A 25,137-nucleotide genomic window follows, 5' to 3' on the forward strand; every position below is an offset into this window, starting at 1 on the left:
TCCGGCCACGGCACTAGACGGAGACGGTCAGCACGTACCCGCCCGCCTGCACGTCGTCGCACAGGGCGCGGCAGCCGCCGAAGTGTTCGGCGAACTCCGGCCTTTCCTTCCAGGCCGCCATCGAATCCGGATCACGCCAGGACGCGAAGGAGATGAAGTGGCCGGGGTCTCCCACGTCGCGCACCAGACGGGCGTAGTGGAAGTTCTCGTTGGCCTCTTTCGTCCAGGTCAGGAAGGCCGTCCAGCGTTCGATGAACTCATCCGCCTTGCCTTCCGAGACCATCCAGCTCCCCGAACTCCAGTACTTGCTCTCCTCGGACATGGCACACCACCTTGAGTAGGGGCCCCTCCATCAGGCTAGAGCCGTACCGGCGGGTTGCCGTGTCCTAGCTCTGGGCCGCCTGCGCGGCGAGGCCGTCGAGGAGAAGGCCGAGGCCGAGTTCGAAGCCCCGGTCGTCGAGCGCTGCCAGGCCGCCCCGGGGCATGGCGGCCGCGTCCGTGAGGGAGTCGGCGAGAGCCGGGTAGTCCGGACGGTAGCCGTCGGGGGAGCGGGTGAAGCCCGCCGTGAAGGTCTCCAGGGCCGAGCCGAGGACCAGGTAGTCGATCGCGGCGGCGGCCTCGGCGGCGCGTGCCGGGGTGCAGCCGGCCCGGATGAGCGCGGCGAGCAGCGCGTCGTATCCGCGCAGGGCCTTGTCGGCCTCCACCTGGCGCCGGGCCGCAGGGGCGATCGCGTTCGGGTGGCGCAGGTACACCTGGCGGTAGCCGCGCTTCGCCCTGCTGCTGTTCTTCCGCGAGCACGGCTTCTCGATGTTCACCGAGACGCTCGGCGCCGAAGAGCTGTCCGGCGGATCGACCGTGATGGCCTTCCTCGCCGTGCTCGCCGTCGCGGGCTGGGGCTTCATCGGGTTCGACGCCTGCGTCTCGACCGCCGAGGAGACCAAGGACGCCGGCCGGCAGGTCCCGCGTGCCATGTGGTGGGCGCTGCTCAGCGTCGGCCTGGTCGTCATCCTCAACGCGATGGCCGTCGCCCTCGCCCACCCGGACCCGCGGGCCGTTGTCGCGGGTGAGGATCTGGACCCGGTGACCACCGCTGTCACCACGGCCTTCGGCTCCTGGTCCGACAAGCCCTTCGTGGCCGTGGTCCTGGTCGGGTTCCTCGCCTGCGCGATGGCCTCCCAGGGCGGGGCCTGCCCACGGGGTGTACTCGCTGGCGCGCGACGGGGCGTTCCCGTTCTCCGGGCTGGTGCGCAAAGTCAACCGGCGCCAGGCCCCGATCGGCGGTCTGATCGCTTCCACCCTGGTCAGCTGCGCCGGCCTGCTCCTCGGCCTGAACGCCACGGCCATCGGCAGCCTGATCGCCTTCGGCACCGCTGCCACGTTCCTGCCGTTCTTCCTGGTCAGCCTGGCGGCACTGATCGCCCGCCTGCGCGGCACGTGGGTTCCCCTCCGGTCACATCCGGCTGGGCCGCAAGGGCACGGTCCTCAACGTTCTGGCCGTGCTCTGGACCGCCTTCGAGGTCGTCAACGTCTGCTGGCCGCGCGCCATCCTGGCCCCGCCGGGTGCCCCCTGGTACCAGGTCTGGGCGGGTCTGCTGGGTACCGGCGCCGTGATCACCGCGGGGCTGCTCTACCTGATCGCGAAGAAGCCGCAGCACACACTGCGCGCGGCGCGGGCGCGCGAGGAGCGGGCAGTCGCCCCCGAGGCGCTCACCCCGGACTCGCCGGCCGCCGAACCGTCCTGACCCGTAGACCCTGGAACGAACCGTCACCCCGGGTGAACCTTTCCGGCCACGGCACTAGCGTCGCTCCAGCAGCCCGCGTACGTAGGCCGCCTGGCCGGCGTGCTGGAGGTCGTCGGCCAGCACGCTGACCAGGCGCGTCCCCAAAGTGACCGGCGGATCCCAGCGTTCGTCGACCACCCGGTCCAGGTCGGTGGCGGCGAGGCCCCCGACGAACCGCGCGGTCTGCTCGTGCACCGCGTCGAAGTAGTCCAGCAGCAGCTCGCCCGAGTCGACACGGACGCTTCCCGCCTGCCGGGCGGTGTGCCCGTAGCCGGTGGCGTCGGCGGGCAGCTTCAGGCCCAACCGGGCCGCCCACTCCTGGGCGTGCCACACCTGTTCCAGCCCCGAGGCGTCGGCCACGTGGTCGTCCTGGATCCGCGTGAGGTGCCAGACCAGCCAGGCGATCGAGTTCGCCTCCGCGTCGATCCGCGCGTTGAGCTCCTCGGCCGACAACCCCTCGACCACCTCGTGCACCACCTCCCTGATGCGTCCGTACCCGTCGGCCAGCAGCTCCGTACCCTTCATGCGCCGTCCCAGCCCTGTCCGTCGGGGGCGCCGCCGGTCCGGCGGCCGCTCTGCACCCACTATGCAAGCCGCTCTGCCGCTGTGCCCGGCGGAACGGGCCGGCAGCGGATGCCGGAGCGCGCCGGATGGCTCAGGCTGGGCGACATGTCCGGCGTGCGTGGGTGGTTCGACCGAGTCAGGGAGCGTGCGGCCGCGCTCAGGGAGCGGCGGGCGCGGGATGAGGCCCGGCAGGAGGCGGAGTACGCGGCGCACGACGAGGAGGCGGAGGCCGCGGCGCCCTTCGCCGAAGCGCACTCGCTGACACCGCCGGGCGCGAGCCCGGCCCTACGTGACCCGGCCGCGGCCGTGCCGTGGGGCATCCGGGTGGCCGCAGCGACGGGCTGGCGTTTCCTGGTGCTCGCCGCCACGCTGTGGGTGCTGATGCGGGTGATCGGCGCCGTGCGCCTCGTCGCCCTCGCGTTCGTGACCGCGCTCCTGGTCACAGCCCTCCTCCAGCCGACGGTCGCCCGCCTGCACCGCCGAGGACTGCCCCGAGGCCTCGCCACCGCGCTGACCGCGATCTCCGGTTTCGTCGTGCTCGGGCTCGTCGGATGGTTTGTGGTCTGGCAGGTGCTGGACAACCTCGGCGACCTCACCGGGCGCGTCCAGGAGGGCATCGAGGAGCTCAAACGATGGCTGCTGAACAGCCCGTTCCATGTGACCGAGCAGCAGATCAACGACATCGCGAAGAACCTCAGCGACTCCATCGGCACCAGCACCAGCGAGATCACCTCCACCGGCCTGCGGGGGGTGACGGTGCTGGTGGAGGTGATCACCGGCCTGCTGCTGGCCATGTTCTCGACGCTCTTCCTGCTGTACGACGGCCAGCGCATCTGGCAGTGGACGCTGAAGCTCGTCCCGGCCGCGGCCCGGCCGGGCGTGGCCGGGGCCGGTCCGCGCGCCTGGGGCACGCTCACCGCGTACGTACGGGGCACTTTGGTCGTCGCCATGATCGATGCCGTCTTCATCGGCATCGGCATCTACTTCCTCGGGGTGCCGCTCGCCGTCCCCATCGGGGTCGTGATCTTCCTGTCCTCGTTCGTCCCGCTGGTCGGTGCCGTGGTCTCGGGCGCACTCGCGGTCGTCGTCGCCCTCGTCACCCAGGGCGTCTTCGCCGCGCTCATGGCACTCCTGGTGGTGCTGTTGGTGCAGCAGATCGAGGGCCATGTCCTGCAGCCGTTCATTCTGGGCCGGGCCGTGCGGGTCCATCCGCTGGGCGTCGTCATCGCCGTCGCCACCGGCGGCACGGTCGCGGGGATCGGCGGAGCGGTCGTCGCCGTGCCGCTCGTGGCCGTCGTCAACACCGTGACCGGCTATCTCCGCGCCCACGCCGCGCTCCACGCGGTCAGCCATGCCGACGCCGGGGCGGGGCGGGCGGGGCCGGAGCAGACCGGGACCGGGACCGGGAAGGAGTAACTCGCGCCCCCTACGCCAGCAGGTTCACCGCCCCCGTGAACACCCGGGGGAGCCGGGCGGCCAGCGGGACGATCCGCCCGGCGAGCCGCGGCTGCTGGCGGGCCCAGAGCAGGGACGCGGTGAGGGTGCGATAGCTGCGCGACAGCTCCCGCCACGCCCGTTCGTACGCCTGCGGCCTGCCCGCCCGTACGCAGCGCACGAGTTCACCCGCTGCGGCCAGCGCCAGCGTGAGGCCCTCACCGGTCAGCGCGTCCACGTACCCCGCCGCGTCCCCGACGAACAGCACCCGCCCCGCCACCCGGGTACGCGCCTGCTGCCGCAGCGGCCCGGCACCGCGCACCGCCGAGCCGGCCGACGGGGGCAACCGCGAGGACAGTGGCGGGAACCGGGCGAGCTGTACGTCGAAGGGGGCGTGCTCCGAGGTCAGTACGGCCACGCCGATCCGGTCGGGCCCCAGCGGGGTCACGTACGCCTCGCAGTGCGCCGACCAGTACACCTCGACCAGGTCGCTCCAGGGCTCCACGGCGTAGTGCCGGCGCAGCCCGTAGCGGGCCGGGCGTCCCGGCGCGGGCCGCTCCGACAGGCCGAGCCTGCGCCGTACGGGGGAGTGGAGGCCGTCCGCCGCGACCAGGTAGCGGGCGCTCAGCCCGGCGGCGGTGACCCCGTGCTCGTCCTGGTGCACCTCCTCGACGCGGCCCGGGACCACCCGGACCCCCAGCCGGGCGGCGCGTTCGGCCAGGGCCGCCTGGAGGTCGGTACGCCGGGTGCCGAGTCCGGGACCGGTGCGGAAGAGCCCCTCGGCCTGCCGCCCGCCGGCGCCGTCCAGGTAGCGGATGCCGTGGAACGGCCGGCCGGTCAGGGGCACGCCCAGCTCCCGGAGCCGGCGTACCCCACCCGGCATGAGGCCCTCACCGCAGGCCTTGTCGATGGGGGTGGGGCGGGGCTCCACGACGACGGTCTCCAGTCCGGCCATGGCGCCGTGGATGGCCGTGGCCAGCCCGGCCGGGCCGCCGCCCGCGACCAGCAGATCGATCACGACGCGGGACCGCCCGCCGGCGCGGCGAGGCCATGAGCCGGCGTCGCATCCCCCGGGGCGCCATCCAGGGCCGCCTCCTCGCAGCGGATGCGCACGCGCAGCAGGGCGGCGTTCAGCACGGTGAAGCCGAACGCGGTCACCCAAGCCGAGTGCACCAACGGCAGCGCGGCGCCCTCCACGACGACCGCCACGTAGTTGGGGTGCCTCAGGAAGCGGTACGGTCCCCGCGCCACCAGTGGCAGTCCGGGCACCACGAGCACCCGGGTGTTCCAGCGCGGCCCGAGGGCGGCGATGCACCACCAGCGCAGGCCCTGCGCCGCGACCGCCAGCGCGAGCGCGGACCAGCCGAGCGGGGGAAGGAAGGGACGGTCGGCGGCCCACGGCTCCACTGCACAGCCCACGAGCAGCGCGGTGTGCAGGGCGACCATGGCCGGGTAGTGGCCGCGGCCGTACTCCCGGCCGCCGCGGGCCAGGCTCCAGGCCCGGTTGCGGCGGGCGGTGACCAGCTCCGCGAGCCGCTCGGCCGCGACGAGGCCGACGAGCAGCGCGTACAGGGTGGAGGTCATGGGCACGGGGTCACCAGCGCAGCAGGACGAGTTCGGAGGCGAAGCCCGGACCGAAGGCGAGCATCAGCCCGACCGAGCCGGGTGCGGGCGGCCCCGCCGCCTGGATCCCGCTGAGGATGTGCAGGACCGAGGCCGAGGACAGGTTTCCGGCGGTCGCCAGGGAGCGCCGGCTCGCCGCGAACGCCGCGTCCGGCAGGGAGAGGGCCTCCGCCAGGACGTCAAGGATCTTCGGCCCGCCGGGGTGGCAGATCCACGCGTCGACGTCCGCGGGCTTGAGGTCGTGCCCGGCGAGGAACGACTCGATCTCCTCGGCCACGTGCAGCCGCACCAGATCCGGGAGTTCGCGGCCCAGCACCATGCGGAAGCCCCAGTGCCCGATGTCCCAGCCGAGCAGGTCCTCGGTGCCCGGGTACAGGCGGCTGCGGGAGGCCACGACGCGGGGCCCGGTGCCGGTGTCGTGCAGGGGATGGCCGCTGCCCACCGCCACCAGGGCGCCCGCCCCGTCGCCGAACAGCGCCCCGGCCACCAGATTCGCCATGGAGGTGTCCGTGGGCTGGAGGGTGAGCGAGCACAGCTCGGTGGACAGCAGGAGCGCCGCGTGGCCGGGGCGGCCGGTCAGGTAGTCGTGGAGACGGCCGAGCCCGGCGGCGCCCGCCGCGCAGCCGAGGCCGAAGAGCGGCACGCGTTTCACGTCGGGGCGCAGGCCGGTGCGGGTGGCGAGCCGGGCCTCCAGGGAGGGCGTCGCGAGACCCGTCACCGTGGTCGACATGACGAGGTCGATGTCGTGGGCCGCGCATCCGGCCCCGGCGAGGCCGGCTCGGAGCGCGCTTGCACCGAGCTCCAGTGCCGACTCGACGAACAGGGCGTTCGTGGCGCCGAAGTCGTTCGACGGGCCGTAGCGTTCCAGCGGGAGCGCGAGGTGGCGGGAATCGACGCGTACCGACGCGTGGACCCGGCGCAGCAGACCGCTGTCGAAACCCGGCGGGAGGAACCGGGCGAGGGCTTCGGTGATCTGCGGCTGCGGATAGCGGTGGGGCGGGAACACGCTGCTCACTGACAGGACACGTGTCATTGGCCCAACATAGGGAACAACTGACGGTTCCTCACGAATCAGGTGAACCAGGCGTGCCGCCGCCGGACGAGACGGCCTAGCGTGGCGCCGTGCCCGCCAGAACCCGAGAGACCGTGCCCGTGTCCGTGCCCGCGGCCGCCCCGCCCCTGCCGCCGCTGACCGAGGTGAAGGGGCTGCTGGCGGCCTGCCACCCCCTGCCGGCGGCCGCCGTGACGTTCTTCGCCGCTGCTCTGGCAGCCGCCGTGGGACGCGGTCTCGCCGGGACCGCCGCCACCGCGTGCGCGGTCGGGGCGGGACAGCTTTCGGTGGGATGGTGCAACGACCGGGTCGACCTGCGCCGGGACCTGGCGACGGGCCGCCCCGACAAACCCCTGGTGGCGGGCAGGGTACGGCCCGCCACGGTGACCGCCGCCGCGCTCACGGCCCTGCTGCTGTGCGTGCCGCTGTCGCTGGCCTGCGGCCCGCTCGCGGGGGCGGTGCACCTCTGCGGGGTCGCGGCCGCCTGGGCGTACAACCTCAGGCTGAAGGGCACGGCCGCCTCCTGGGTGCCGTACGCCCTGGCGTTCGGCCTGCTCCCCGCGTTCGTCACGCTCGGCCTGCCGGGAGCGCCCTGGCCGCCGCTCTGGCTCACGGCGGCCGCCGCGCTGCTCGGCGCGGGCGCACACCTCGCCAACGCCCTGCCCGATATCGCGGACGACCTGGCCACGGGTGTCGTCGGCCTGCCGCACCGGCTCGGAGCCCGGCGCTCCGGGGCGCTGGCCGGGCTCCTCGTACTCGGCTCGGCCCTGGCCCTGGTCGTCGGGCCACCGGGGCGCGTGACCCCGTACGGCTGGGGCCTGCTGGCGGTGACGGCCGCGGCGGCGCTCCTCGCGGGCACCCGGCCGGGCGGCCGGATCCCGTTCCACGCCACGCTGGCGATCGCCGCCGCGGATGTGGCGCTGCTGCTGGTGCGGGGCGCCGGACTCCGCTGACCGGTCAGCCCTGGACGCGGAGCGCGGCGGTGTGCTCGCGGACCTGCTCCGGAGTCAGGTAGGCATCGGTGAACTCGAAGTCGCGCAGGGTGGCCGGCTGCTGGACCTGGAAGCCCGTACGGACGAAGTCGTCACCGGCGACGGCGTTGAGCAGCCAGTTCGTCAGCACCCGGGTCTTGGCCACATTGGTGCGCAGCGCCGACCAGTGGTAGCCGCGGGCCACCGCCTGCGCCGGGAGGCCGCGCAGCTCGATGCCGAGCGGCTTGGAGACGGCGTCCGTGCCGCCGAGATCCACCACGAGGCCCAAGTCCTTGTGCACGTACGGCCGGAGCGGCCGGCCGCGCAGGGTGGCGGCCACACTGTCGGCGACCGCGCGCCCCTGCCGCATGGCGTGCTGCGCGGTCGGCGGGCAGATCGCACCGTCACCGTGGGCGAGATCCGGTACGGCGGCCGCGTCCCCGAGGGCGAAGACGCCATCGGCGCCGGGCACGGTCATCTCGGGCCGCACCACGAGCCGGCCCCGCAGCGTCTCGGCGCCGAGGGTGGCGACGAGCGGGCTCGCGGCCACCCCGGCCGTCCAGATGAGGGTGCGGCTGGGCAGTACGCGCCCGTCGGTGAGCGTCACCTTCTCGGCGGCCACCTCGGCCACCGACACCCCGAGGGAGACCTCGATGCCGCGCCTGCGCAGGATGCCCAGGGCGGTCTGGCCGAGGGTGTCGCCGAGCTCCGGCATCAGCTTGGGCGCGAGGTCGACCAGGTGCCATTTGATCTGCCGCGGGTCCAGGCGGGGGTAGCGCGTGGCCGCGTGCCGGGTGAGCCGTTGCAGGCAGGCGGCCGTCTCCGTGCCCGCGTACCCGCCGCCGACCACCACGAAGCGCAGCCGAGAGGCGCGTTCCGCCTCGTCCTGACTGGCGTCCGCGAGGTCGAGCTGGGCGATCACGTGATCGCGCAGGTAGGCGGCCTCGGCGAGGGTCTTCATTCCGCGCGCGTGCTGGAGGAGGCCGGGGATGTCGAAGGTGCGGGTGATGCTGCCGGGGGCCAGTACGAGGATGTCGTAGGGCTGGTCGACCGTCTCCCCGGTGATCTTGCGGATCACACAGATCTTCGCCTCGGTGTCCACCCCGATGGCGCCGCCGGGGATGATCCGGGTGCGGTGCCTGTGGCTCCGGCGCAGCGACACGGCCACCGACTGAGGGGTCAGCACACCGGCGGCCACCTGGGGCAGCAGCGGCAGATAGAGCTGGTACGAGAAGGGCGTGACCAGCGAGACCTCCGCCTCGGCGGGGGAGAGCCGGCGCTCCAGCCGCCGGACGCACTCGACCCCGGCGAAGCCGGCGCCCACTACGAGAATCCTCGATCGAGACACGGTGTACGTCCCTTCGCAGCCTGCCTGGTTGTCCGCTCATCGACTCTTCCGCTCATCGACTCTTCGGCTCTTCTGCTCATCTGCCCAGCGAGGCGGGCCTTGCACGGCGATTTCGGGCCGACGGCCGGGCCCGCCGCGGGTTCTCGGCGTGCTCGGGGCAGGGTTTCGTGGCCAGACTGGGACCAGGAGGTACGCGATGGACCCCGTTGCGGCACTGGACCGGATCGCCTTCCTGCTGGAGCGTGCCCAGGCGCCCACGTACCGGGTCCGGGCCTTCCGTACGGCGGCGGCCGCGCTGGAGGGCATGGGCGAAGGCGAGGCGGCCCAGCGGGCCGAGGCCGGCTCGCTGGAAGCGGTCAAGGGAATCGGCCCCAAGACGGCCCAGGTCATCCGCGAGGCGCTCGGCGGGGCGGTCCCGGGATACCTGCAGAAGCTGGAGGACGAGATCGCGGCGCATCCCGAGGGCCCGTCGGCCACGCCCGAGGCCCGCGCCCTGCGGGCCACCCTGCGCGGAGACTGCCATCTGCACTCCGAGTGGTCCGACGGCGGCAGCCCGATCGAGGCCATGGGGCGGGCCGCGGCGGCGCTGGGCCACGAGTGGGCGGTGCTCACCGACCACTCGCCGAGCCTGACGGTCGCCCGGGGGCTCTCGCCGGAGCGGCTGCGCGAGCAACTGGGGGTGCTGACGGAGCTGAACGAGACCTGGGCCCCGTTCCGGCTGCTCACCGGCATCGAGTGCGACATCCTCCTTGACGGGGCGCTGGACCAGGAGCCGGGCCTGCTGGACGGGCTCGATGTCGTCGTCGCCTCCGTGCACTCGAAGCTGCGCATGGACGCGCCCGCGATGACCCGGCGGCTGCTCGCGGCGGTACGCAACCCCCTGATGGACGTCCTCGGCCACTGCACCGGGCGGCTGGTGACCGGCCGCGGCCGCCCGGAGTCCCAGTTCGACGCGGAGGCGGTCTTCTCGGCGTGCGCGGAGTCCGGAACCGCCGTGGAGATCAACAGCCGGCCCGAGCGGCTGGACCCGCCGCGACGGCTGCTGAGGCTCGCGGTGGAGGCCGGGACCCTGTTCGCGATCAACACCGACGCACACGCCCCGGGGCAGCTGGACTGGCAGATCACCGGGTGCGAACGGGCCGTGGAGTGCGGAGTTCCGGCCGAGCGGATCGTCAACACCTGGCCGGCGGAACAGCTCCGCACCTGGACCCGCACCCGCCGTCCCGCCGCGGCCGCGTGACGCGGGTCAGCCGGATTCCGTCTTGCGGGAGGTGGTGAGCGTGAACAGCGCCCCGTCCGGGTCGCGCAGGGCCACCCACCGCTCGGTGGCGTTGCCGGTGACGTCCGAGACGGTGCGCCCGCCCAGGGAGGCGGCCGCCTCGACGGCCGGCTCGAGCTCCGGGACGCGGAAGTGAACGTGCCAGCGGGGCCGCGCGTGCGGAGCGTAGGCCGCGGCCTCGACCGGGCCGCTGTTGAGCCGGGCGACGGGCTCCCCGCCTCGGCGCAGGACGACCTGCTCCTCCTCGTACGAGACCTCACAGCATCCGGGACGGCCGGTGGCCCACTCCAGCACCTCGCCGTAGAAGATCGCCGCATCGAACGCGTTCCTGGTGCGCAGCTCCAGCCACGCCGGCGCCTGACCCTCGCCCACCCGCCAGTCGGCCGACACCGGGCCCTCCCAGATCCCGAAGACCGCGCCGTCCCGGTCGGCCACCAGGGCCCCGCGGCCCCCCGTTTCGAAGGAGACCGGGCCCACCGCGATGGTGCCACTGCGCTCCCGGATCCGGTCCACCGCCACATCGGCTTCGTCGACGGCGAAGTACGGGGTCCAGGCCACCGGCACCCCCAGGTCCGCGGCCAGCGCCCCGATGCCTGCCACAGGCACGCCGTCCAGCTCGGCCACCGTGAACGCCTCGCCGAGCCGGGCCGGCCGGAAGGTCCAGCCCGCTACCGCACCGTAGAACCGCTGAGCCGTCGCGAGGTCGCGAGCCATCAGGCTCACCCAGCACGGCGCTCCGAAGACGTCCTTCGTCGAAATCTCCACCGCTTGCTCCGCCCGTCATCGGCCGCGATCAGCGGGCCGCCCGAGCTCAAGAAGTAGCGCCCCGGTCCCCGGGGGGTCGTGGAGGCGCGCCATCGCGGGGACGGATCCGTCCGGTCACCACCACCTTAGGCTTGTGAACCGCGTCGGGAGTGGGTGAAAACCGAATCAACGCCGAACGGCCGGTCCTGATCGTGTATGACTGCGACTGCACCACTGAGGGCCACGCCCGATTCCGAAGGGTCGGACAGGGGTCGGACAGGGCCCTGGGAAGGACGAGCATGATGACGCACTCCCGCTTCGCCGAGGTCCTGACGGATCTCGACAGGGTGATCGCGGACGCCCCCGCGGACGCGACCGGCGCACTGTGGCGGCTGACCGGGAGCCGCCGCGGCCTGGACTCCAACCTGATCCGGCTGCCGCCCGGCGGCGTGATCGCGGAACACGCCGAACCCGCCCTCGACGTCCTGCTGGTCGTCATCGAAGGCGCGGGGCGGCTCAACGCCGAGGACGGCCCGCACCGGCTGGGGCCGCACTCGGTCGCCTGGCTGCCGCGCGGGTCGCGCCGCTCGCTGACCGCGGGGCCGGACGGGATGACGTACCTGACGGTGCACACCCGGCGCCCCGGCCTGGGCATCGCCTCCGCCCCGGCCGAGGGCGGCGAGGCGGCCTGCATGCTCCCCCGGGTCTGCCCCGACTGCGGCCGGCTCGCCGCCGAACAAGGCGCCGGGTACTGCTCGCGGTGCGGCAGCCCGCTGCCCGGCTGAGGCGGCTACGCTCCGTACCGGACGCTCCAGACCCGACACGCCCTCGGAAGGCAGGTCCGCCGTGGTGAGTTCCCAGATCCCCGTGATCGACCTCGGGCCGTGGCGGTCGGGCGAGCCCGAACCGCGTGCTCGGATCGCCGCCCGCGTCGACGAGGCGCTTCAGGCCGCCGGCTTCCTGCTGGTGACGGGGCACGGTGTGGAGCCCACGCTGCCCTCGCGGATCCGCGAGGTGGCGCGCGAGCTCTTCCGGCTCCCGGCGGCGGTGAAGGACCCGTACGCGGTCACGGTCGGCGGCCGCGGCTGGCTCGGCCCGGGCGCGGAGGCCAACAGCTATGCGGAGGGCACGGCTTCGCCGCCCGACCTCAAGGAGTCGTGGTCGTGCGCGGCGGAGGACCCTACGGGTGTGCCCTCGGTGGACGCCGAATGGTTTCGCCCGAACGCCTGGCCCGCCGAAGTACCCGCGCTCCAGCCGCTGGTGGCGGAGTACCTCGCGGGGATGAAGGCCCTCTCCGACGAGCTGCTGGAACTGCTGGCCACAGCCCTGGGAATGCCCGCGGACCACTTCACACGGCACACCGGACACCCCACGTGGGGGTTCAACATCAACTGGTATCCCGGTACCGAGGTCGTCGGTGCCGCGATGCCCGGCCAGTTCCGGATCGGGGCGCACACCGACTTCGGCACCGTCACCGTCCTCGACCGTGAACCGGGCGCGGGCGGCCTCCAGATCCACACCGATGCCGACGGCTGGCAGGACGCCCCGTACGACCCGGCCGCGCTCACCGTGAACATCGGCGACCTGCTGGCCCGCTGGACCGGCGACCGCTGGCGTGCGGGCCGCCACCGGGTCCTCCCGCCGCCCGCCGACGCGCCCGCCGAGGAACTGGTCTCGCTGGTCTACTTCTACGAATGCGACCCGCACACCCGGGTGGAATCCCTCCCGGCCCCGGTCGGCCGCGTGGTCCACGATCCGGTCGACTCCCACACGTACCTGAGGGCGAAGCTCGACGCGATCAGCGTCTCCTGAGGGCCCCGATTACCCCTGACCAGCCGCGTTCGGCAGGATGTGGGGCATGACCGAGATCCGTACCCCCCGACTCCTCCTCCGCCGCTGGACCGACGACGACCTCGTCCCCCTGTCGGAGATCAACGCCGACCCGGAGGTGATGCGCTGGATCGGCGACGGCTCCACCCTCGACCTGGACCAGACCGCCGAGGAGATCGAGCGCTGGGAGGAGGAGTGGGACGACGAGGGCTTCGGTCTCTTCGCCGTCGAGCTGCTGGCCTCGGGCGAGCTGATCGGTGCCGTGGGGCTGTCCGTGCCGGAGTGGCTGCCGGAGGTGCTGCCCGCGGTGGAGATCACCTGGCGCCTCGGCCGGTCCTTCTGGGGCCAGGGCTACGCCTCCGAAGCCGCCCAGGCCACGCTTGAGTTCGCGCTCCAGGACCGCGGCCTCGACCGCGTGATCGCCGTCAACCGGGCGGGCAACGACGAGTCCGAGAACGTGATCCGCAAGCTCGGCATGGAGCAGGACCGGGACACCACCCACCCCGAGTACGGCCACCTGCTCCAGGTGCACAGCATCGACCTCACGGAGTACGAGGCCTGAGGCCCGCGCCCTCCCGACAGGGGTTTGTCAGGGGTATGTCAGGGTTCCTTGCGAAGATCGATTGTCCATAGGCATCAAAGCAACCCTTGGGATGGCCATAAGAAGTGTTTATGGGGTCATAAACAAGGGCCGGGTGCCGGGTTAGGGTGACCTTAGTTTAGGGTTCCCTTGATCCAGCCTGTTGTCGGTCGAAAGGGAACCTGTCATGCCACGCCCCCTCCGGGTAGCAATCGTCGGTGCCGGCCCCGCCGGCATCTACGCCGCTGACGCGCTTCTGAAGTCGGAGGCCGCTGCCGAGCCGGGTGTGTCCATCGACCTCTTCGAGCGGATGCCGGCGCCCTTCGGCCTGATCCGGTACGGCGTCGCCCCCGATCACCCGCGGATCAAGGGCATCATCACCGCCCTGCACCAGGTCCTCGACAAGCCCCAGGTCCGGCTCTTCGGCAACGTCGACTACCCGAACGACATCAGCCTCGACGAACTGCACTCGTTCTACGACGCCGTGATCTTCTCCACCGGCGCGACCGCGGACCGGGCGCTCAGCATCCCCGGCGTCGAGCTGGACGGCTCGTACGGCGCGGCCGACTTCGTGTCCTGGTACGACGGCCACCCCGACGTCCCGCGCACCTGGCCGCTGGAGGCGGAGAAGGTCGCCGTCCTCGGCGTCGGCAACGTCGCCCTCGACGTCGCCCGCATCCTCGCCAAGACCGCCGACGAGCTGCTGCCGACCGAGATCCCGGCGAACGTCTACGAGGGCCTCAAGGCCAACAAGGCCCTCGAGGTGCACGTCTTCGGCCGCCGCGGTCCGGCCCAGGCCAAGTTCAGCCCGATGGAGCTCCGGGAACTGGACCACTCGCCCAACATTGAGGTCATCGTCAACCCCGAGGACATCGACTACGACGAGGGCTCGATCGCGACCCGCCGCTCCAACAAGCAGGCGGACATGGTGGCCAAGACCCTGGAGAACTGGGCGATCCGCGACATAGGCGAGCGGCCGCACAAGTTGTTCCTGCACTTCTTCGAGTCGCCCGTCGAGGTACTCGGCGAGGACGGCAAGGTCGTCGGCCTGCGCACGGAGCGCACCGAGCTCGACGGCACCGGCAACGTCAAGGGAACCGGCGCCTTCACGGACTGGGACGTCCAGTCCGTCTACCGGGCCGTCGGCTACCTCTCGGACGAACTGCCCAAGCTCCCCTGGGACGTCGATTCCGGCACGGTCCCCGACGAGGGCGGCCGCGTGATCGAAGCCGGCGAGCACCTGAAGTCGACGTACGTCACCGGCTGGATCCGGCGCGGTCCCATCGGCCTGATCGGCCACACCAAGGGCGACGCGAACGAGACCGTCGCCAACCTCCTGGCCGACCACGCGGAGGGCCGCCTGCTCACCCCGGCCGCACCCGAGCCGGAGGCCGTGGAGGCTTTCCTCGGCGAGCGACGGATCCGCTACACGACGTGGGACGGCTGGTACCTCCTGGACGCGGCCGAGAAGGCCCTCGGCGAGCCCCAGGGCCGCGAGCGCGTGAAGATCGTCGAGCGCGAGGGCATGCTCGACGCGAGCGGAGCGTAGGTCCCGGGCCGGGCCCGCCTTCGGCGGCGGGCCCGGCCTCACACGGAGGGGAGCGCGGCAGCGGGCACGGGCCGGCCGGTGGCCGCGGAGGCGCTGCCGAAGACGTTCAGGGCGACGGCGACGACGGCGGCCGTGGTGGCGAGGGTGATGACGGTGCGCTTGGGCGTGAGCTTGAACATCGGTCGTACCTTTCCCCGTGGTGATCCCGCGTCATTCAGGGCAGTGCCGTTGCGGACGGTCCCGCCGGCACTGCCCTGAATGACGCGCTATCACCTCAGGCGGGTTCGCGGGCAGCGCAAACTGGCCGAAAGGTGATGTGGCAGGGCGGAATGCCCTGCCACGCCGGGTGGTTCGGACAAGCGCGATACCCGATTCCGTAACGCACCTGGAGAGCTCATGAAGATCGGCATCATCGGCGCCGGCAACATCGGCGGCAACCTCACCCGCCGGCTCACCTCCCTCGGACACGAGGTGTCCGTGGCGAACTCCCGCGGCCCCCAGACGCTGACCGCCCTCGCCGAGGAGACCGGCGCGACCGCCGTCACCGTCGCCGAAGTGGCGCGCGGGGCCGAGATCGTCGTGGTCACCATCCCCCTGAAGAACGTGTCCGACCTGCCCTCCGGCCTCTTCGACGGTGCGGCCGAGGGCTTCGCCGTCATCGACACCAACAACTACTACCCGAAGCAGCGCGACGGCCGGATCGCCGGCATCGAGGACGAGGGTCTGACCGAGAGCCGCTGGACCGAGCGGCACCTCGGCCACCCGGTCATCAAGGCGTTCAACGGCACCTACGCCGAGGACATCCTGAGCAAGCCCCGCCCGGCGGGCTCCCCGGACCGGATGGCCCTGCCGGTCGCGGGTGACGACGAGACGGCGAAGAAGGCCGTCCGCGCCCTCATCGACGAAATCGGCTTCGACACCGTCGACGCCGGCGGCCTCGACGACTCCTGGCGCCAGCAGCCCGACACCCCCGTCTACGGACTGCGGGCCGGCGCCGACGCCGTCAGCAAGGCACTCGCCGAGGCCTCTCCGGTCCGCCAAGAGGCCTTCCGCGGCTGACGGTTACGCCTCACCCGGTTCGATCGCGCCACGCCGTGGCCGCCCCGGCCCGCCGGCCCGCCGGCCGGCCGGGGCGCCCGGATCGGCGTGCGCGCGGCGGCCGCGGGAATCTGTGATCGCGGCTGTAGGGATTGGGTCCCACCGGGACTAGTATTTCTGGGGAGCCAAGAAGTCGAGCGAACGAAGGCGTCCTGCCCCCTGAGAAGTCCCCGTTCCCCGACAGCCTCGACGACGACGAGTACCCCGCGTACACCATGGGCCGGGCCGCCGAGATGCCCGGAACCACACCGGCCTTCCTGCGGGCCATGGGCGAGGCCCGGCTGATCACGCCATTGCGCTCCGAAGGCGGCCACCGCCGGTCCTCCCGCCAACAGCTGCGCATCGCCGCGCGCGCACGCGAACTCGTCGACGTCGGCGCGGCCGTGGAGGCCGCGTGCCGCATCATCTCGCTCGAAGACCAGCTGGAGGAAGCGCTCCGGGTGAACGAGGAGCTGCGCCGGCACAACGCCGCCCCCGCCGTGGGGGACGACTGAGCGCCGAATATCTATCGCCGCCGCTGTAGAATTATAGTTAATGTGCCATGAGGGTTTATGTCCCGGCGGTCGACCAGAAAAATTTCCGCACTAACCGCCCCGTGCTGTGCTACGGTGATCCCAGTTGCAGTTGTGGTTCCCAAAGACTTCAAGTGCTCTCTCCGGTTTTCCGGCGGGCGCACTTTTTTGTTACCGGTGCTTTTTTCGGACGGGGCGATCATTACGGCGACGCCGGAGCCGCACAGTGCGGGTCCGGGTACTGCCCCAAAGGAGAATTCATATGGCATCTGGCACCGTGAAGTGGTTCAACGCGGAAAAGGGCTTCGGCTTCATCGAGCAGGACGGCGGCGGCGCTGACGTGTTCGCCCACTACTCGAACATCGCCACCCAGGGCTTCCGTGAGCTTCAGGAAGGCCAGAAGGTGAACTTCGACGTCACGCAGGGCCAGAAGGGCCCGCAGGCCGAGAACATCGTTCCCGCCTGACGCTGACGCGTACGACGCAGCTGGGGCCCGCACCTTGGGGTGCGGGCCCCAGCTCGTTGTGTTTCCCGTGCTCCGCCGGCCGTATCGGCCCGCGTGAGCGGCATGGCAACGATCGGCCTGTCTTTGCGCCGACGGGTATTGCCCCGCCCTTTCGACACCGAGTCGGCCCACTTCTTTCGGCCCGCCTTGTCTTGTCATTTCTTCGGCTCGTACGTGAGAATCCTCATCCGAATTCCTCGATACGCGCCGCATCGAGGAAGGTTCTGTATGAACCGATCAGTTCGCACGAATGACCGCTATTCCCGCACGCGTACGGGTGCCTCCGCCGGTTCGCGCGGTTCCGGTGCCCCCGGCCGTTCCGGCGCCCCTGGCCGTTCCGGTGGCTACGGCCGCCGTCCCGCCGCGATACAGGGCGAGTTCGCACCTCCCGTCACCCTGACCCCGGCCCTGCCCGCCGTGGAGGCCTTCGCCGAGCTCGCCATGCCCGAGCAGCTGCTGGCCGCGCTCGCCGCCCAGGGCGTGACCGTGCCGTTCCCTATCCAGGCGGCCACCCTGCCCAACACGCTCGCCGGCCGGGACGTCCTGGGCCGCGGGCGCACCGGCTCCGGCAAGACCCTCGCCTTTGGCCTGGCACTGCTCGCCCGCACCGCGGGACAACGCGCCGAGCCCCGGCAGCCGTTGGCCCTGATCCTCGTACCGACCCGCGAGCTCGCCCAGCAGGTCAACGACGCGCTCACCCCGTACGCCCGCGCGCTGAAGCTGCGGCTGGCGACCGTGGTCGGGGGTATGTCCATCGGCCGCCAGGCCTCGGCCCTGCGCGGCGGGGCCGAGGTCGTCGTCGCGACGCCGGGCCGCCTCAAGGACCTCATCCAGCGCGGCGACTGCCGGCTGAACCAGGTTGCCGTCACCGTGCTGGACGAGGCCGACCAGATGGCCGACATGGGATTCATGCCCCAGGTCACCGCCCTGCTCGACCAGGTGCGCCCCGAAGGCCAGCGGATGCTGTTCTCCGCGACCCTGGACCGCAACGTCGACCTCCTGGTCCGCCGCTACCTGACCGACCCGGTAGTGCACTCCGTCGACCCCTCGGCCGGCGCCGTCACGACGATGGAGCACCACGTGCTGCACGTACACGGCACGGACAAGCACGCCGCCACCACCGAGATCGCGGCCCGCGACGGCCGCGTGATCATGTTCCTGGACACCAAGCACGCCGTCGACCGGCTGACCGAGCACCTGCTCAACAGCGGTGTACGGGCTGCCGCGCTGCACGGCGGCAAGTCGCAGTCGCAGCGGACCCGCACCCTGGCGCAGTTCAAGGCCGGGCGCGTGACCGCGCTCGTGGCGACGAATGTCGCTGCGCGCGGCATCCACGTCGACAACCTCGACCTCGTCGTCAACGTGGACCCGCCCGCCGACCACAAGGACTACCTCCACCGCGGCGGCCGCACCGCCCGCGCCGGTGAGTCCGGCAGCGTCGTCACCCTGGTCCTGCCCAACCAGCGCCGGGACATGATCCGCCTCATGGCCGCGGCCGGCATCACCCCGCACACCACCCAGGTCCGCGCGGGCGAAGCCGAACTGAACCGCATCACGGGAGCCCAGGCTCCCTCCGGTGTCCCCGTCACGATCAGCGCACCGCCGTCGGAGCGGCGCACGGGTGGCGCCGGCCCCTCCTCCCGCGCCCGCCGCGGCCGCACGGCCCCGCCCCGCCGCGGCCCGGCCGTCGGCAGCGCCGCCGCGTAACCGGCCGGCCGAACGCGAAGGCCCCCGGCGGCAGGCGGCAACCGTGACCGAAGTGTCACCCGACGCCTGCTGCCAGGGGCCTTTCGGCCTTGCTACGTTCCGTCACTGAAGACGGAGCCGCTGGAGGGCCGCCATGTACGTCAGACCTCGCCTGCTCATCGCCACGGCGGTGCTGTCGGCCACCCTCGCGGCCTGCACCGGACACGCCGCCCCCGCGACGCCGAAGGCTCCTTCACCGGCGGGCGGCGCCACCGCCTCCGCGACCCCCTCCGTGACCCCCTCGGCCACACCGTCGCCCGCCCCGAGCGCCACGGCTGCTCCGCAAACCCCGTCGGCGTCCCCGGCCGCGCCCACGCCTGACCCCGTGCGTACGGCCACACCGGTCGTCAAGACCCACCTCTCCATGAGCGTGGCCACCACGGGCGGCCGTCTCAACCTGGTCCGTGGCGGCCCGGCGCAGGAGTTCACGGTCACCCTCCGCAACGGCAACTCCAAGGAGTACCGGCACCTGCTGCTCGCCTTCCAGATGGAGTCGCTCGTTCCCGGGCCGGGCGACATCCCCAGCACAGGCACCGACTTCCTCCTGGAACGCCGCGATCCCGCGACCGGCACCTGGCGCCCCGCCGACCTGCGCATCGCCAACGACTTCAAGCCGTACGGGCTGTACGAAGGCGGCGCCGCGCTCGCGCGCGACGCCGTCCGGGTGGAGCGGTACCGTCTGCGGGCCACCGCCGCCGGTGCGACGGGCAGCACCCCGGTGATGGTTTCCGTGATCGACACCGACGCCCCCGAAGGGGCCTCGCCGGCGCAGGAACGCCCGGGGTACTACTCCCTGCCCCACACCACCAAGCGCCGGCCGTGACCGGGAAAGACTCCCAGCGGGCTCAGACGGCGGCGGCCTTGTCGGCCACCTTCTCCGCAGGAGCCTGAGCCGCGCCGGCCGCGACGGCCGAACCGGTCTCCGCCGTCCGGGGCCCGTGCTGTCCGCGCAGGCCGATCCAGCTGATCACCGCGACGAGGGCGAAGGCGACGGCCCCGATCCCGAAGGTGAGGGTGAACCCGGATTCGGCGGGGAGCGCCGGTACGCCCGCGGGCAGGTGCTCGATGGTCTTGGACGCCAGGATCGTGGTGACGATGGCGCTGCCGATCGCGCTGCCGGTGGAGCGGGAGATCGAGTTGATGCCGTTGGCGATACCGCTCTGGTGGGGCGGGACACTGGCCATGATCACTGCGGGCATGGCCGCGTAGCCGAAGCTGACGGCCGCACCGACGACGAGGCCGGCGCCGATCACCGAGAAGGTGTGGCCGTGGTCCAGGGCCAGCCACCCGAAGCCGGCGGCGCCGAGCGCGGCGGCCAGACCCAGTGCGACGCGGGGCCCGCGGTGGCGGACCAGCTGGCCGCCGACGGGAGAGGCGAGCAGCGAGACGATCGCGCCGGGCAGCAGGAACTGGACGGACGCGCGCAGGATGGACGCGTCGAAGCCGTAGCCGGTGAGCGCCTTGGGCATCTGGACGAGGTACGAGACGCCGAGGAAGTTCGCGAACATGCCGAAGCCGACGAGGATGCCGGCCAGGTTGGCCATGAGCACCGGGCGGTGGATGAACATCCGCATGTCGACGAGCGGCTCGCGCACCTTGAGCTCGGTGAAGACCCACACGGCGGTCATGACGACCGCGCCGGCGAAGCTGCCCAGCGTACGGCCGGAGGTCCAGCCCCACTCGTGGCCCTGGGAGATCGGCAGCAGGAGCAGCAGCAGGGTGATGCCGAGGGTCAGCGCGCCGAGGAAGTCCGTACGGCCGCCGGTCTTGTGCCGGGTCGCGGGGACCAGGAAGGCGACGGCGAGCAGGGCGAGAGCCGCGAAGCCGGTCGCCATCCAGAAGGCGTTGCGGTAGTCGGCGTCGGCGCCGGAGGTGAGCAGGCCGGTGGCCACGAGCGCGAGCCCGCTGCCGAACGCGAGCGTGCCGCTGACCAGGGCCATCGCACCGGGCAGCTTCTGCGGCCGGACCTCTTCGCGCAGGACGGAAAGGGCCAGCGGGAAGATCGCGGTGGCGGCGCCCTGGAGCACCCGGCCCAGGATCAGCAGCGGCAGTGAGGTCGCGACCGCGGCGACCACCGAGCCCGCGACCATGACGCCGAGGACGGCGACCAGGGTGGGCTTCTTGCCGTGCTGGTCGCCGAAGCGGCCGAGCAGCGGGGTGAAGACGGCGGCGGACAGCAGGGTGGCGGTGGTCACCCAGCTCACGTTGGCGGTCGAGGTGCCGAGGTCGTTGCGGATCAGGCCCAGGATCGGTACGGGCAGGGTCTGCATCATCGACACGACCATGGCGGCGAGGCTCAAGGCGAAGACGATGACCGTCTCGTTCCTGGGCCGGGCGGCGGCGGGGGCGGATGCGGCGGTGCTCATGGAGGCAGGACCTTCTTAGTGCTTCAGATCGCAGATGTTTGATGTCATCAAGTACTTGGATAGACCGTAGGCCGGATTAGTTAAGGAGGTCAAGTAAACAATTGATAATGCCAACCATCTTGAAGTACGCTCGAGCCATGAGCGCCCCCACCCCGCAGGCCCCCACCAAGCTCCAGCTGCTGGAGCTGCTCGCCGCCATCGGCGCCGCCCAGTGGCGCGACTTCGCCGCCGCGGCCGCCGGTCACGGGCTCACGTCCACCCAGGCGAGGGTCCTCGCCCAGCTCAACGGCCCGCTGCCGATGCGCGGCCTGGCCACGCTGCTGGTGTGTGACGCGTCCAACGTCACGGGCATCGTGGACCGACTGGAGGGGCGCGGGCTCGTGCGCCGCGAGACGGACGCCGCCGACCGCCGCGTCAAGAACGTCGTTGCGACCGACGAGGGCCGCGACATCATCCGGCGGGTGCGCGAGGAGATGCAGGCGACCCACGGCGCGCTGGACACGCTGGACGCCGCGGAGAGCGAGACGCTCTACGCCTTGCTGGAGCGGCTGCGCCGGCCCCTGGAGAAGGACGCCTGACGAGCCCTGTCCCCGCGCTCGCCCCTGCTACGCCTCCAGCGCGGCGGCGTCGAGGGCGGTGGTGAGCCGGTTCAGGCGGGCCTGGAGATCCCGGATCTCGGCCAGCTCGAAACCGGTGGCGGCGGCGATCCGGCGGGGCACCTCCACCGCGCGGGCGCGCAGTGCGGCGCCGTCCGGGGTGAGGCCGACATGCACCGACCGCTCGTCCTCGGCGCTCCGCTCGCGGCTGATCAGGCCGGCCGCTTCCAGTCGCTTGAGCAGCGGTGACAGCGTGCCCGAGTCGAGCCGGAGGTGGTTTCCGAGCTCCTTGACCGGCATCTCGCCGTGCTCCCAGAGCACCAGCATCACCAGGTACTGGGGGTAGGTCAGGCCGAGGTCCTTGAGGACGACGCGGTAGAGGCCGCCGAAGGCGCGGCTCGCGGCGTTCAGCGCGAAGCAGATCTGGCCGTCCAGGCGGAGGAAGTCCTGGTCGCGGAGGGCGTCGGTCGGCTGCTCGGTCATGGTGGCAAGTGTACCCGGGGGACGCTTGTAAGCCATTTAGTTGTGCACAACTGAATTGTGTGCTCTATTAGTGGACAGCGGTCGACCCACCGGCCGCGACGGTTTCACCGCCTGTGAGAGGAACCCCGATGGACGCGCTGTACACCGCTGTCGCCACCGCCAACGGCCGCGAAGGCCGTGCCGTCAGCTCCGACGGCCAGATCGACCTCGCGCTCGCCATGCCGCCGGCGCTGGGCGGCAACGGTCAGGGCACCAACCCCGAGCAGCTCTTCGCGGCCGGCTACGCCGCCTGCTTCGCCAGCGCCCTCGGCCTGGTCGGCCGTCAGGCCAAGGTCGACACCAGCGACGTCTCGGTCACCGCGGAGACCTCCATCGGCCAGGACGCCACGGGCTTCGCGCTGGCCGTCACCCTGCGCATCGAGCTCCCCGAGTCCCTCGCGGGCGAGACGGGCACCCTGCTGGTCAAGCAGGCGCACGAGGTCTGCCCGTACTCCAAGGCGACCCGCGGCAACATCCCCGTCGAGCTCGTGATCGAGTAACTCCCCGACGGCCGCCCCCGCGGTCCTGCCGCCCCCTGTCGCATCGCCCTCCCGGAGCGGTGCGACAGGGGGCTCTGTGCGTTGTCATCCCGTCATCCCGTCAGCACAGGTCAGGCCGAGGCGCGACGCACCAGCGCGGTCGGGGTGATCACCGATCCGGGGAGGCCGTGGGCGCCCTGGGGCTCGGCGGCCAGGGCGCGCAGCAGCAGCCGGGCCATCAGGCGGCCCATGCCCTCGATGTCCTGGCGCACGGTCGTCAGCGGCGGGTCGGCGGCCTCCGCCACCGGCTCGGCGTCGTCGAAGCCGACCACCGCCACGTCCCGGGGAACGGCGAGGCCGCGTTCGCGGAGCACCTTCAGCGCGCCCGTCGCCATCAGGTCGTTCGCCGCGAACACCGCGTCGGGCCGCGGGCCGCGGTCCAGCAGCTCCGCCATCGCGCGGGCCCCGCCCGCCGTCGTGAAGTCACCCTCGGCGATCAGCGCCGGGTCCCCGTCGGGCAGTACGTCCCGGTACCCGTCCAGCCGGTCGGTCGCCGACGTCTGGTCGAGCGGGCCCGCGATGTGGGCGATGCGCCGCCTGCCCTGGTCCAGCAGGTACCGGACGGCCTCGCGCGCGCCGCCGCGGTTGTCCGCGTCGACGTATTCGACGCCGTCTTCCCCGGACCCCGCCGTCCAGCCCGGGCGGCCGCCGTAGACCGTGGGCATCCCGATGCGCCGGGTGATCGAAGGCAGCGGGTCGTCGGTGTGCAGGGAGAAGGCGAGCGCCCCGTCGACATGGCCGCCCGCCAGGTAGCGCTCGATCCGGTCGTAGTCCCCGCGGTCCTCCACCAGCAGCAGCACCAGCTGTGTGTCGTGCGCGGTCAACTCCTTGCTGATTCCGCGGATCTGCCGGGAGAAGAAGGGGTCCGAGAAGATCCGGACCTCCGGCTCGGCGATGATCACCGCGACCGCCCCGGTGCGCCGGGTGACCAGGGTCCGGGCCGCCTGGTTGGGTACGTAGCCGAGATCCCGGATGGCCTCCCGGACCTTGTCCGCCACGTGCGTACGGACCCCCTCGGCGCCGTTGACGACGCGGGACGCGGTGGCCCGGGACACCCCGGCGCGTGCGGCCACCGCCTCCAGCGTGGGGCGGCTCCCGGGCGCGGGAAGCTGTTCGGGCACCGGCGGCTCCTCACGCGTATCCGGGGGCGGTTGGCTCGCCGGGCAGCAGGGTAACCCGTACCGCCGGGTGCCTGAGAGCGCTCCCGGCGGTACGGAGTCGTCACCAGCCGATGCCGAGGGTGAGGCCGGTCGGCGGGTCGGCGTTGTTCAGGATCTGCACGGACGACTGGTCGTTGATGTCGTCGTACGGGAATCCGTAGGCGCGCTTGCCCAGGCCGACGGTGTGGAAGAACCCGGCGTAGTCGTTCTTCGCCGCGCCGGTGTAGTAGGCCGCCGGGGTGTACCAGACGGCGGTGTCGAGGGCGACGCCCCGGTTGAGCGCGGCGCAGAACTCCGCCCCGAGCTGCTTCTCGGTGTCGTTGCCCGAGGCCAGCGGGCCCGCGCAGGCCATGACGTCCGGCGAGGTCGGCTTGCGGAGGGTGAACGGGCCCGCGCCGTTCTTGCTGAAGGTGAGGGTGGATCCGGTGACCCGCCCGGAGAAGGTCTCGCCGAGGCGGTTCAGGGTGAACTGGTGGGTGGTGTAGTAGGCCCAGGCCTGGTCGATGGCGGCGGTGAGATGGTTCTGCTGGGCGCCGCCCTCCAGGAAGAGGTCCGAGGAGCGGGGCGCCGTGATCCGGTAGGTGCCGCGCAGCGGTGCGAAGGCGGCGCCGACGGACGCCGCGTACTGCTGCACGACATCGGCGCGGGTACGGGTGATGCCCTGGGTGTTGTCGTAGCCGGTGGAGGACTGGCGGAGCCACGAGGTGATGGGGAAGCCGAACTGGTCGACCTGGGTGGTGTTCCCGCCGAAGGCGACCTCACCGTGGACGTACGTGTACTCGTACCAGTCGTAGTACACATCGCTGTTGGGGTCCCCCGGGTTGCGCGGATCGGGGCCGCCCCAGCCCTGGTCGTCGGGGGAGACCGGAATGAACACCGGGGAGCCGAGCGAGAGGTAGATCCGGCCCCCGCGGATGGCCGGCGGGGAGGGCACCGTCCCGCCCACCTGGGCCAGGGTGAACGACATGTCGGGGTAATCGACGCCGTTCTTGACGAGGTGGCCGGGTGCGGTGGCGTCGAGGTGGTTGATGTGGGCCATGGTGCCGTCGGGCTTCATGTAGGACCACTGGCCGGGGGTCACCTGGCCGAGGACGGTCACGTGGATCTGCGCATCGGAGTAGGTGCCGCGGGTGTTGTTCTGGAAGGTGATCGGGAAACTCCCGGCCTTGACCCGGATCTGCGCGGAGCCGGTGCCCTGTGCCGTGACTGCCTGGGTGTGGCCGGCCGCGGCCCGGGTGGGGGCGGCCAGGACCGATCCCAGCAGGGCGAGCAGCGCGGCCGGCAGAAGGAGGGGGAGCCGGCGTGGATGCGGTGTGTTCATGAGCGCACTCCTCGGTCC

Annotated in this window: 28 protein-coding genes and 2 pseudogenes; 17 read left to right on the forward strand and 13 right to left on the reverse strand. The window is 72.2% G+C overall.

The genetic code is table 11. The features are described 5' to 3' along the window. Nucleotides 1–13: 13 nt before the first annotated feature. Complete coding sequence (locus tag J7I97_RS12950) at nucleotides 14–322, reverse strand: antibiotic biosynthesis monooxygenase family protein (RefSeq protein ID WP_214934044.1); 309 nt, start codon at nucleotides 320–322, stop codon at nucleotides 14–16. Nucleotides 323–386: 64 nt separating this feature from the next. Then, nucleotides 387–902: a TetR/AcrR family transcriptional regulator C-terminal domain-containing protein gene (locus tag J7I97_RS12955; RefSeq protein WP_251050452.1), complete on the reverse strand. Its 516-nt coding sequence runs from the start codon at nucleotides 900–902 to the stop codon at nucleotides 387–389. Here J7I97_RS12955 and J7I97_RS38425 point away from each other — a divergent pair. The 3 genes and pseudogenes from J7I97_RS38425 to J7I97_RS39920 form a co-directional block, all read left to right on the forward strand. Further along, nucleotides 808–1,110 (forward strand): annotated as a pseudogene (locus J7I97_RS38425) (amino acid permease); the annotation flags it as partial. The gene J7I97_RS12955 and the pseudogene J7I97_RS38425 sit on opposite strands and share 95 nt — an antisense overlap. A gap of 133 nt (nucleotides 1,111–1,243) precedes the next feature. After that, nucleotides 1,244–1,366: pseudogene (locus J7I97_RS39915) on the forward strand (hypothetical protein); the annotation flags it as partial. A gap of 130 nt (nucleotides 1,367–1,496) precedes the next feature. Then, complete coding sequence (locus J7I97_RS39920; protein WP_308369310.1) at nucleotides 1,497–1,742, forward strand: hypothetical protein; 246 nt, start codon at nucleotides 1,497–1,499, stop codon at nucleotides 1,740–1,742. A gap of 54 nt (nucleotides 1,743–1,796) precedes the next feature. Here J7I97_RS39920 and J7I97_RS12965 read toward each other — a convergent pair whose 3' ends face one another. Continuing rightward, nucleotides 1,797–2,306, reverse strand: a complete 510-nt coding sequence (locus tag J7I97_RS12965) for a DUF664 domain-containing protein (RefSeq protein ID WP_214934047.1) — start codon at nucleotides 2,304–2,306, stop codon at nucleotides 1,797–1,799. Nucleotides 2,307–2,450: 144 nt separating this feature from the next. On the opposite strand from J7I97_RS12965, the gene J7I97_RS12970 reads away from it, so the two are divergent. Further along, nucleotides 2,451–3,761, forward strand: a complete 1,311-nt coding sequence (locus J7I97_RS12970) for an AI-2E family transporter (RefSeq protein ID WP_214934050.1) — start codon at nucleotides 2,451–2,453, stop codon at nucleotides 3,759–3,761. Between the two features lie 10 nt (nucleotides 3,762–3,771). Here the strand turns inward: J7I97_RS12970 and J7I97_RS12975 are convergent, their stop codons facing one another. From J7I97_RS12975 to J7I97_RS12985, 3 genes are read right to left on the reverse strand one after another with little or no spacing between them, the layout of a single operon-like run. After that, on the reverse strand, nucleotides 3,772–4,797 hold the full coding sequence (locus J7I97_RS12975) for an NAD(P)/FAD-dependent oxidoreductase (RefSeq protein ID WP_214934053.1): 1,026 nt from the start codon (nucleotides 4,795–4,797) through the stop codon (nucleotides 3,772–3,774). After that, entirely contained in the window at nucleotides 4,794–5,363 is a 570-nt protein-coding gene (locus tag J7I97_RS12980) for an isoprenylcysteine carboxyl methyltransferase family protein (RefSeq protein WP_214934057.1), read from the reverse strand. The genes J7I97_RS12975 and J7I97_RS12980 overlap by 4 nt, the downstream gene beginning before the upstream one ends. Before the next feature lie 10 nt (nucleotides 5,364–5,373). Further along, nucleotides 5,374–6,435: a type III polyketide synthase gene (locus tag J7I97_RS12985; RefSeq protein ID WP_214934060.1), complete on the reverse strand. Its 1,062-nt coding sequence runs from the start codon at nucleotides 6,433–6,435 to the stop codon at nucleotides 5,374–5,376. Nucleotides 6,436–6,524: 89 nt separating this feature from the next. On the opposite strand from J7I97_RS12985, the gene J7I97_RS12990 reads away from it, so the two are divergent. After that, on the forward strand, nucleotides 6,525–7,406 hold the full coding sequence (locus tag J7I97_RS12990) for a UbiA family prenyltransferase (RefSeq protein ID WP_308364947.1): 882 nt from the start codon (nucleotides 6,525–6,527) through the stop codon (nucleotides 7,404–7,406). A gap of 4 nt (nucleotides 7,407–7,410) precedes the next feature. On the opposite strand, the gene J7I97_RS12995 is transcribed toward J7I97_RS12990, so the two are convergent. Then, nucleotides 7,411–8,772, reverse strand: a complete 1,362-nt coding sequence (locus J7I97_RS12995) for an NAD(P)/FAD-dependent oxidoreductase (protein WP_214934064.1) — start codon at nucleotides 8,770–8,772, stop codon at nucleotides 7,411–7,413. A gap of 196 nt (nucleotides 8,773–8,968) precedes the next feature. Between J7I97_RS12995 and J7I97_RS13000 the strand changes: the two genes are divergently transcribed. After that, nucleotides 8,969–10,012 (forward strand): PHP domain-containing protein, encoded by a 1,044-nt coding sequence (locus J7I97_RS13000; protein ID WP_214934067.1) that lies wholly within the window; start codon nucleotides 8,969–8,971, stop codon nucleotides 10,010–10,012. Between the two features lie 6 nt (nucleotides 10,013–10,018). Here J7I97_RS13000 and J7I97_RS13005 read toward each other — a convergent pair whose 3' ends face one another. After that, nucleotides 10,019–10,765, reverse strand: a complete 747-nt coding sequence (locus J7I97_RS13005; RefSeq protein ID WP_214934268.1) for a VOC family protein — start codon at nucleotides 10,763–10,765, stop codon at nucleotides 10,019–10,021. A gap of 329 nt (nucleotides 10,766–11,094) precedes the next feature. Here J7I97_RS13005 and J7I97_RS13010 point away from each other — a divergent pair, with 329 nt between their 5' ends. From J7I97_RS13010 to J7I97_RS13025, 4 genes are all read left to right on the forward strand, one after another. After that, on the forward strand, nucleotides 11,095–11,580 hold the full coding sequence (locus J7I97_RS13010) for a cupin domain-containing protein (protein WP_251050450.1): 486 nt from the start codon (nucleotides 11,095–11,097) through the stop codon (nucleotides 11,578–11,580). Nucleotides 11,581–11,641: 61 nt separating this feature from the next. After that, nucleotides 11,642–12,607 carry an isopenicillin N synthase family oxygenase gene (locus J7I97_RS13015; RefSeq protein ID WP_214934070.1) on the forward strand — a complete coding sequence of 322 codons (966 nt, stop codon included), beginning with the start codon at nucleotides 11,642–11,644 and terminating at the stop codon, nucleotides 12,605–12,607. A gap of 46 nt (nucleotides 12,608–12,653) precedes the next feature. Continuing rightward, nucleotides 12,654–13,187 (forward strand): GNAT family N-acetyltransferase, encoded by a 534-nt coding sequence (locus J7I97_RS13020; protein ID WP_214934072.1) that lies wholly within the window; start codon nucleotides 12,654–12,656, stop codon nucleotides 13,185–13,187. A gap of 205 nt (nucleotides 13,188–13,392) precedes the next feature. Beyond that, nucleotides 13,393–14,754 (forward strand): FAD-dependent oxidoreductase, encoded by a 1,362-nt coding sequence (locus J7I97_RS13025; RefSeq protein WP_214934075.1) that lies wholly within the window; start codon nucleotides 13,393–13,395, stop codon nucleotides 14,752–14,754. A gap of 38 nt (nucleotides 14,755–14,792) precedes the next feature. On the opposite strand, the gene J7I97_RS13030 is transcribed toward J7I97_RS13025, so the two are convergent. Then, a complete protein-coding gene (locus J7I97_RS13030; RefSeq protein WP_214934078.1) occupies nucleotides 14,793–14,933 on the reverse strand; it encodes a hypothetical protein in 141 nt (46 codons plus the stop codon). A gap of 217 nt (nucleotides 14,934–15,150) precedes the next feature. Between J7I97_RS13030 and J7I97_RS13035 the strand changes: the two genes are divergently transcribed. The 5 genes from J7I97_RS13035 to J7I97_RS13055 all read left to right on the forward strand — a co-directional run bounded on the left by J7I97_RS13035 (nucleotide 15,151) and on the right by J7I97_RS13055 (nucleotide 19,438). Continuing rightward, the gene (locus tag J7I97_RS13035; protein ID WP_214934080.1) at nucleotides 15,151–15,813 is read left to right on the forward strand and encodes an NADPH-dependent F420 reductase; all 663 of its coding nucleotides are present in this window, start codon (nucleotides 15,151–15,153) and stop codon (nucleotides 15,811–15,813) included. Between the two features lie 191 nt (nucleotides 15,814–16,004). After that, nucleotides 16,005–16,346: a MerR family transcriptional regulator gene (locus J7I97_RS13040; RefSeq protein ID WP_214934275.1), complete on the forward strand. Its 342-nt coding sequence runs from the start codon at nucleotides 16,005–16,007 to the stop codon at nucleotides 16,344–16,346. 280 nt (nucleotides 16,347–16,626) lie between these two features. Then, nucleotides 16,627–16,830 (forward strand): cold-shock protein, encoded by a 204-nt coding sequence (locus tag J7I97_RS13045; RefSeq protein WP_030228921.1) that lies wholly within the window; start codon nucleotides 16,627–16,629, stop codon nucleotides 16,828–16,830. Nucleotides 16,831–17,097: 267 nt separating this feature from the next. After that, nucleotides 17,098–18,576 carry a DEAD/DEAH box helicase gene (locus tag J7I97_RS13050; RefSeq protein WP_214934084.1) on the forward strand — a complete coding sequence of 493 codons (1,479 nt, stop codon included), beginning with the start codon at nucleotides 17,098–17,100 and terminating at the stop codon, nucleotides 18,574–18,576. 133 nt (nucleotides 18,577–18,709) lie between these two features. Then, nucleotides 18,710–19,438 (forward strand): hypothetical protein, encoded by a 729-nt coding sequence (locus J7I97_RS13055; RefSeq protein ID WP_214934086.1) that lies wholly within the window; start codon nucleotides 18,710–18,712, stop codon nucleotides 19,436–19,438. 22 nt (nucleotides 19,439–19,460) lie between these two features. On the opposite strand, the gene J7I97_RS13060 is transcribed toward J7I97_RS13055, so the two are convergent. Continuing rightward, on the reverse strand, nucleotides 19,461–20,981 hold the full coding sequence (locus tag J7I97_RS13060) for an MFS transporter (protein ID WP_214934089.1): 1,521 nt from the start codon (nucleotides 20,979–20,981) through the stop codon (nucleotides 19,461–19,463). A 137-nt stretch (nucleotides 20,982–21,118) separates the two neighbouring features. On the opposite strand from J7I97_RS13060, the gene J7I97_RS13065 reads away from it, so the two are divergent. Further along, complete coding sequence (locus J7I97_RS13065; RefSeq protein ID WP_214934092.1) at nucleotides 21,119–21,559, forward strand: MarR family winged helix-turn-helix transcriptional regulator; 441 nt, start codon at nucleotides 21,119–21,121, stop codon at nucleotides 21,557–21,559. A 27-nt stretch (nucleotides 21,560–21,586) separates the two neighbouring features. On the opposite strand, the gene J7I97_RS13070 is transcribed toward J7I97_RS13065, so the two are convergent. Continuing rightward, complete coding sequence (locus J7I97_RS13070; RefSeq protein ID WP_214934095.1) at nucleotides 21,587–22,060, reverse strand: MarR family winged helix-turn-helix transcriptional regulator; 474 nt, start codon at nucleotides 22,058–22,060, stop codon at nucleotides 21,587–21,589. A 128-nt stretch (nucleotides 22,061–22,188) separates the two neighbouring features. Here J7I97_RS13070 and J7I97_RS13075 point away from each other — a divergent pair, with 128 nt between their 5' ends. Next, nucleotides 22,189–22,599: an organic hydroperoxide resistance protein gene (locus tag J7I97_RS13075; RefSeq protein ID WP_214934097.1), complete on the forward strand. Its 411-nt coding sequence runs from the start codon at nucleotides 22,189–22,191 to the stop codon at nucleotides 22,597–22,599. Between the two features lie 110 nt (nucleotides 22,600–22,709). Here the strand turns inward: J7I97_RS13075 and J7I97_RS13080 are convergent, their stop codons facing one another. Then, nucleotides 22,710–23,759: a LacI family DNA-binding transcriptional regulator gene (locus J7I97_RS13080; protein WP_214934100.1), complete on the reverse strand. Its 1,050-nt coding sequence runs from the start codon at nucleotides 23,757–23,759 to the stop codon at nucleotides 22,710–22,712. 100 nt (nucleotides 23,760–23,859) lie between these two features. Then, on the reverse strand, nucleotides 23,860–25,119 hold the full coding sequence (locus J7I97_RS13085) for a glycoside hydrolase family 64 protein (protein ID WP_214934103.1): 1,260 nt from the start codon (nucleotides 25,117–25,119) through the stop codon (nucleotides 23,860–23,862). Between the last annotated feature and the right edge of the window lie 18 nt (nucleotides 25,120–25,137).

This window comes from Streptomyces sp. ISL-87, assembly GCF_018614095.1.
Lineage (GTDB): Bacteria > Actinomycetota > Actinomycetes > Streptomycetales > Streptomycetaceae > Streptomyces.

What these genes read in the sequence shown, in the direction of transcription:
- J7I97_RS12950 (WP_214934044.1), bottom strand. Translation starts at nt 322, where the DNA reads ATGTCCGAGGAGAGCAAGTACTGGAGTTCGGGGAGCTGGATGGTCTCG.
- J7I97_RS12955 (WP_251050452.1), bottom strand. Translation starts at nt 902, where the DNA reads ATGAAGCCCCAGCCCGCGACGGCGAGCACGGCGAGGAAGGCCATCACG.
- J7I97_RS12965 (WP_214934047.1), bottom strand. Translation starts at nt 2,306, where the DNA reads ATGAAGGGTACGGAGCTGCTGGCCGACGGGTACGGACGCATCAGGGAG.
- J7I97_RS12970 (WP_214934050.1), top strand. Translation starts at nt 2,451, where the DNA reads ATGTCCGGCGTGCGTGGGTGGTTCGACCGAGTCAGGGAGCGTGCGGCC.
- J7I97_RS12980 (WP_214934057.1), bottom strand. Translation starts at nt 5,363, where the DNA reads ATGACCTCCACCCTGTACGCGCTGCTCGTCGGCCTCGTCGCGGCCGAG.
- J7I97_RS12985 (WP_214934060.1), bottom strand. Translation starts at nt 6,435, where the DNA reads ATGACACGTGTCCTGTCAGTGAGCAGCGTGTTCCCGCCCCACCGCTAT.
- J7I97_RS13000 (WP_214934067.1), top strand. Translation starts at nt 8,969, where the DNA reads ATGGACCCCGTTGCGGCACTGGACCGGATCGCCTTCCTGCTGGAGCGT.
- J7I97_RS13005 (WP_214934268.1), bottom strand. Translation starts at nt 10,765, where the DNA reads ATGGCTCGCGACCTCGCGACGGCTCAGCGGTTCTACGGTGCGGTAGCG.
- J7I97_RS13010 (WP_251050450.1), top strand. Translation starts at nt 11,095, where the DNA reads ATGATGACGCACTCCCGCTTCGCCGAGGTCCTGACGGATCTCGACAGG.
- J7I97_RS13020 (WP_214934072.1), top strand. Translation starts at nt 12,654, where the DNA reads ATGACCGAGATCCGTACCCCCCGACTCCTCCTCCGCCGCTGGACCGAC.
- J7I97_RS13025 (WP_214934075.1), top strand. Translation starts at nt 13,393, where the DNA reads ATGCCACGCCCCCTCCGGGTAGCAATCGTCGGTGCCGGCCCCGCCGGC.
- J7I97_RS13030 (WP_214934078.1), bottom strand. Translation starts at nt 14,933, where the DNA reads ATGTTCAAGCTCACGCCCAAGCGCACCGTCATCACCCTCGCCACCACG.
- J7I97_RS13035 (WP_214934080.1), top strand. Translation starts at nt 15,151, where the DNA reads ATGAAGATCGGCATCATCGGCGCCGGCAACATCGGCGGCAACCTCACC.
- J7I97_RS13045 (WP_030228921.1), top strand. Translation starts at nt 16,627, where the DNA reads ATGGCATCTGGCACCGTGAAGTGGTTCAACGCGGAAAAGGGCTTCGGC.
- J7I97_RS13050 (WP_214934084.1), top strand. Translation starts at nt 17,098, where the DNA reads ATGAACCGATCAGTTCGCACGAATGACCGCTATTCCCGCACGCGTACG.
- J7I97_RS13055 (WP_214934086.1), top strand. Translation starts at nt 18,710, where the DNA reads ATGTACGTCAGACCTCGCCTGCTCATCGCCACGGCGGTGCTGTCGGCC.
- J7I97_RS13060 (WP_214934089.1), bottom strand. Translation starts at nt 20,981, where the DNA reads ATGAGCACCGCCGCATCCGCCCCCGCCGCCGCCCGGCCCAGGAACGAG.
- J7I97_RS13065 (WP_214934092.1), top strand. Translation starts at nt 21,119, where the DNA reads ATGAGCGCCCCCACCCCGCAGGCCCCCACCAAGCTCCAGCTGCTGGAG.
- J7I97_RS13070 (WP_214934095.1), bottom strand. Translation starts at nt 22,060, where the DNA reads ATGACCGAGCAGCCGACCGACGCCCTCCGCGACCAGGACTTCCTCCGC.
- J7I97_RS13075 (WP_214934097.1), top strand. Translation starts at nt 22,189, where the DNA reads ATGGACGCGCTGTACACCGCTGTCGCCACCGCCAACGGCCGCGAAGGC.
- J7I97_RS13085 (WP_214934103.1), bottom strand. Translation starts at nt 25,119, where the DNA reads ATGAACACACCGCATCCACGCCGGCTCCCCCTCCTTCTGCCGGCCGCG.